We start from the raw sequence: 4,937 nt of genomic DNA, 5'->3' as shown, positions 1-4,937 counted from the left end.
TTTTCAAACCATTCTCGGCTTCGTTGATACTTTATTTGTTTCTAAACTAGGATTGATTGAAGTTTCTGCTGTCGGTATTACGAATGCAATCCTGGCTGTATATTTTGCCGTCTTTATGTCAATTGGTGTTGCGGCAAATGTTTTAATTGCCAAATTTCAAGGTGCTGGAGATAAGGAAAAAGCGAAAGAAATCGGTGATCAGTCCATTATTCTTGCTATTATTTTAGGAGTAATATTTGGATTGATTTCCTTTTTCCTGGCTGAACCTCTACTCCGTTTAATGGAAGTCGAGAACAGTGTATTAAAGCCAGCTGCTATCTACTTTCAAATTGTAGCAACACCTTCCATTTTCATTTCATTAATGTTTGTAATGGGGAGCATTTTACGGGGCAATGGTGATACAAAGACACCCATGAAAATTAGCATATATATGAACCTCATTCATATCGTTCTTGACTACATCCTTATATTTGGCTTTTTCATTATTCCAGCTCTTGGATTGGAAGGTGCAGCTTATGCGACCATTATTTCGAGGATATTAGGTGTCATCGGACTCTCTTTTTATCTATTAAAATACAATACTATATCAGCCAACCCTTTAAACTGGAAAATAAATAAACAGATACTATGGAACCTTATTACCTTGGGTTCGCCAGCAGCTGGAGAGAGATTAGTCATGAGAATTGGGCAGGTGCTATATTTTGGAATAATCGTAGCCTTAGGCACTAATACTTTCGCAGCTCATCAAATTGCTGGAAACATCGAAGTTTTCTCGTATATGATCGGCTATGGATTTGCCGCCGCAGCCACCACTTTGGTTAGTCAAAGACTTGGTGCAAATGACATTCATGGTGCGAAAAGATATGCAAACCTCTCAATTCTTTCAGGCACTGTGTTTATGACAATCTTTGGTGGCAACTTGTTTATATTAGGAGAATGGGCAACATACTTCTTTACCGATGATTATAAAGTTGTTCAACAAATAAAACTGGCCCTTCAAATTGATGCTTTTATTCAACCTGCTTTAGCAGTGGTATTAATTTTAACTGGCGTATATCAAGCAGCAGAAAATACAAAGTTTCCGATGTACTCGACTGCAATTGGCATCTGGTTTATCCGAACAGCTGGTGTTTATATATTGGGTGTACATTTTGGCTTAGGTATAGCAGGAGTTTGGATTGCGATTGGCTTAGATAATGTATATAGAGCGATTTGGCTAGGAATCAACTATCAGAACAGCAACTGGTTAAAATACATGAAAATTGATGAGTCATCCAAAGGGATAAAAAGCTCCTGATTGTTACGGATCAACTTCCTGAATTCTCAAATTAACTTTTCGGCTTATCTAATATAGAACTGCAATATTTCTAAAAGGGCCAATTATAAGTAAAGAGGAGACGTTAATTCCTGTGAATTTTGTATTCACCCTCTCAGTATTTCTGAAAAGCATTACTAGGGTAGTGAATTAAAGAAAGATGGAAGTGTAGGAAACAGGGTAGGTTTTAAGAGATCTAACAATTAATCATTTTTAAATTTTCTTAATAATGTTACTATTTAGTTGTAATATTTTTACAACGGAGGGTGGTTCTTTTGAAAACTGAAACAAATGATATCGCTATTATTAAGGAGGTAACAATTAATGCACCATTAAATCTAGTATGGTACGCTTGGACAATCTCTGAAAGAGTTTCTGAATGGTTTGCACCTGAAGCGGTAGTAGATGCTAAGGAAGGTGGCAATTACGAGCTTTATTTCATACCTGGAAATAGTACGGGTATGAATACGAAGGGCTGCAAAATCACTAAACTTATCAACGAAAGTGAACTGCATTTTACATGGAAAGCGCCAGACCAATTCGAAACACTAATGAACAATGAAAATGACCTAACAACAGTTAATGTAAGTTTCAAATCAATTAATGAAAGTTCTACAAAAGTGATTATAAAGCATACTGGATTTAAAGATAATGAGGACAGGGTTGAAGCTTTTAACTGGCACCAAATGGCATGGTCAGGTGTACTTGATAGTTTAAAATCTGCTCTTGAAAAGGGCAAAGGTAATTTATGCTGCCAACCGTAAACTACAATCTACTAAAATATAAATATTTTTAGTAAGAGACAAAACCCCAGTTTCTATTTTTGAATCTGGGGTCTATCACATAATTCAGCTATTCTAATAAAATTTATAGACAATTGTCTCGGGTTTTTGTATTTATATAGTGATGACAAATGAATTAATTTGTAATGCTTATTCCATTCGGCACTCCTTCTACTTCAATTGTTTTAATGACTTTATTCTGTTCTTTATCGATGATGCTGACCGTATCTTCAAACATATTCGTCACATACACCCTCTTGTTGTCCGGACTTGTTACCACTCCATGCGAACCTTTTCCGGTTTTGATTTCAGTAATTGTTTTCTTTGCAGCCAGATCTATAACTGTAACACTGCTGGAAGGAGCTTCTTCTGTTCCCTGGTTTGCAACATAAGCAAACTGATCATTCTCATCGATATATACTTGTGCAGGGCCAGTCCCCACTGGAATTTTATCAACTTTATCAGTAGCCAAATCAACCACAGCGAGAGCATTTTCTCCATTTAATGTAGCGACAAGAGTTTTTCCATCAGAAGTAACACCTGTAGTTACGGGAGCAGTTCCCACTTTGATTCGCTTTTCTTCCTTCATGGATTCAAGGTTAACGACACTTACTGTGTCTTCACCCATGTTGGCAATATAAGCTCTCTTGCTATCTGATGAAATTCTGAATCCATGTGGCCCTTTCCCTGTCTCCACTGTATTAATTACATTAAAACTCGGCATATCAATGACGGTCACATTATTGTCTTCATTGTTTGTTACTGCAGCGTACTTCCCATCCTCTGAAAAAACAATATGGGCAGGGTGGTTGCCAACTTCGACTTCCTGTATTAATTCATCGTATTCTATGCTGTAAAAAACTGCTTTTGCACCCATTTTCTTTTCTTCTCCGTGACCATCATCCTCTCCACCGTGCCCTGCCATACTAGGCACCACTGTTGCCCCAATCATTTTTCCATCTGGTGAAACCTGCACATTATGAACCGAACCATCTACTTCTATTGTCGATATAATTGAATTATTAGCTGAATCAATTTTAGAGATACTTCCTCCCTCGTTTGCGGTGAAATAATATTGGACAGTTGACTTCTTATCGGCCTCTTCTTTTTTCTCATCATCTTCCCGTTCCTTGTTTTCTACTTTAGATACAGGTTCTTTTTCACTCTTTTTATCTTCCCCAGCATTACTTGCTGAACTGCATCCTGCCAGTATCACTCCTAAAAGCAAAAGAAAAATAAATACACTCTTTTTTACATTATTCATGATATGTTCCTCCTTTTCGAATTTAAGGAAAGCATAATAACTAAAAAAGAGTACAAAAGTGATTTATTTCACTATGCCACGTTTATTTTTAAAAAATCTAACAATCTTTTGAACTCCATAAAATCTTCATATTTGGAATGTACGATAAGAATTTACAACGCAAAAATATGAACAGGCCAAATTGTTGCCTGTTCATTAAGTACTACTAGTTTTTTTATCTGAAAAATAAACTAATTATGCCTATCAATCCTACAATCAAAGACCAGATTATTAAAAATAATCCAGTTGGTATTCTATTTTTTCTAATTTTCCCCTTCTTATTTGAACAGCACGACATATGACATCACTCCGTTCATCCTTTTGATTTTTCCCTTTTGATTGGGATAGGAATGGCTATTTACACATTACTGTCTTGGATCTACGTTTTGAAAACATCCAGTGGTCCTGACATTAATACCAAATTCATCATACTTTCCTCCGTGACAGGGGCAGCAAAGTGTAATTCCTTCTTTCATAATGGCTTCTTCTGCATTTCCTGCAATACATCCTGTGTACATACAGTCGACATTATGATTAAAGAATCATCATTTTTGTTTCATTGATGTATACAAGGCCTTCCATTTCTTGTTCAACCCATGCATATAGAACTTTTGTTTTATAAGGAACTTTCTTTGGAAATTCCCCCATTTCCAGTTCACTGATTGGCCCTAAGCTGGCCATCGCACTCATATCCACCTTTTCCCTGTCGATACACTGTCAACCTAAGAGGAAGAACTGAAATGGCACATATACCAGCTGTTCCTTATACCTTTTTTGAAATAAATGGTCCTCTACTCCATTTATCCATTCTCGCCACCTCCCCTATTTAGGATTTATGTTAACACTATTTTTTGCAGAAATTTCTATGATCCTCAGAAAGAGCCTGCAAAGAAATATGAATTATTTGTTAACTAATTGCCAACTGTCGATTGCATTAAATAAAAATTTCATACAAAGAATTTATTATCCATAGTTTCTGCACTTATTTATATTATGATTTGTTTGAATAATAACAGGAGGTATTCAGTCATGAAACTTAAACTGCTTGCTATATTAGTTTTTTCTATCTTATTTCTTGCTGCCTGTTCTAATAGCGGCATGAGTGGAATGGACCATGGGAACATGGACACGGAAGAAAATAATACAGATGAAAAAGAAAAGATCGAGGGGTTACAAACTACAAATGCCACAGAAACACTGACAGGAAATGAAATAAATATTGTTGCAAAAAAAGGCAAACATCAACTGAATGAGAGTGTAAGTGTGGATGCACTGACATTCAATGGGTCTGTTCCCGGTTCCCAAATTCGAGTAAAACAAGGAGAAAAAGTAAAAATAAATCTTAAAAATGAACTTGATGAACCTGTGTCCATACACTGGCATGGAATTAGGGTTCCAAATGAAATGGACGGTATACCAGGTGTAACACAAAATGCGGTACAGCCAGGTAAATCCTTCACATATGAATTCACCCCGGAGGATCCTGGAACATATATGTACCATACCCATCAGAATGCTGTTGAGCAAATGGATAAAG

General features: G+C 36.3%; 5 protein-coding genes. 3 read left to right on the top strand and 2 right to left on the bottom strand.

Going from position 1 to position 4,937, the window contains the following annotated elements; genetic code table 11:
• Both JI665_RS28115 and JI665_RS28110 read left to right on the top strand, forming a co-directional pair.
• Window positions 1-1,297 (top strand): MATE family efflux transporter (locus tag JI665_RS28115; RefSeq protein WP_206846274.1); only part of this gene is annotated, 1,297 nt, incomplete at its 5' end.
• 293 nt (window positions 1,298-1,590) lie between these two features.
• Complete coding sequence (locus JI665_RS28110) at window positions 1,591-2,079, top strand: SRPBCC family protein (RefSeq protein WP_206846272.1); 489 nt, start codon at window positions 1,591-1,593, stop codon at window positions 2,077-2,079.
• A gap of 154 nt (window positions 2,080-2,233) precedes the next feature.
• Here the strand turns inward: JI665_RS28110 and JI665_RS28105 are convergent, their stop codons facing one another.
• Window positions 2,234-3,361 carry a YncE family protein gene (locus JI665_RS28105; RefSeq protein ID WP_206846271.1) on the bottom strand — a complete coding sequence of 376 codons (1,128 nt, stop codon included), beginning with the start codon at window positions 3,359-3,361 and terminating at the stop codon, window positions 2,234-2,236.
• Window positions 3,362-3,934: 573 nt separating this feature from the next.
• Window positions 3,935-4,081 (bottom strand): hypothetical protein, encoded by a 147-nt coding sequence (locus JI665_RS28820; protein WP_244671350.1) that lies wholly within the window; start codon window positions 4,079-4,081, stop codon window positions 3,935-3,937.
• 348 nt (window positions 4,082-4,429) lie between these two features.
• On the opposite strand from JI665_RS28820, the gene JI665_RS28095 reads away from it, so the two are divergent.
• On the top strand, window positions 4,430-4,937 hold a 508-nt coding region (locus JI665_RS28095), incomplete at its 3' end, for a multicopper oxidase domain-containing protein (protein ID WP_206846270.1).

This window comes from Bacillus sp. NTK034 (assembly GCF_017303275.1).
Taxonomy (GTDB): Bacteria; Bacillota; Bacilli; order Bacillales; family Cytobacillaceae; genus Cytobacillus.
This window is presented reverse-complemented; position numbering and strand designations above follow the sequence as displayed.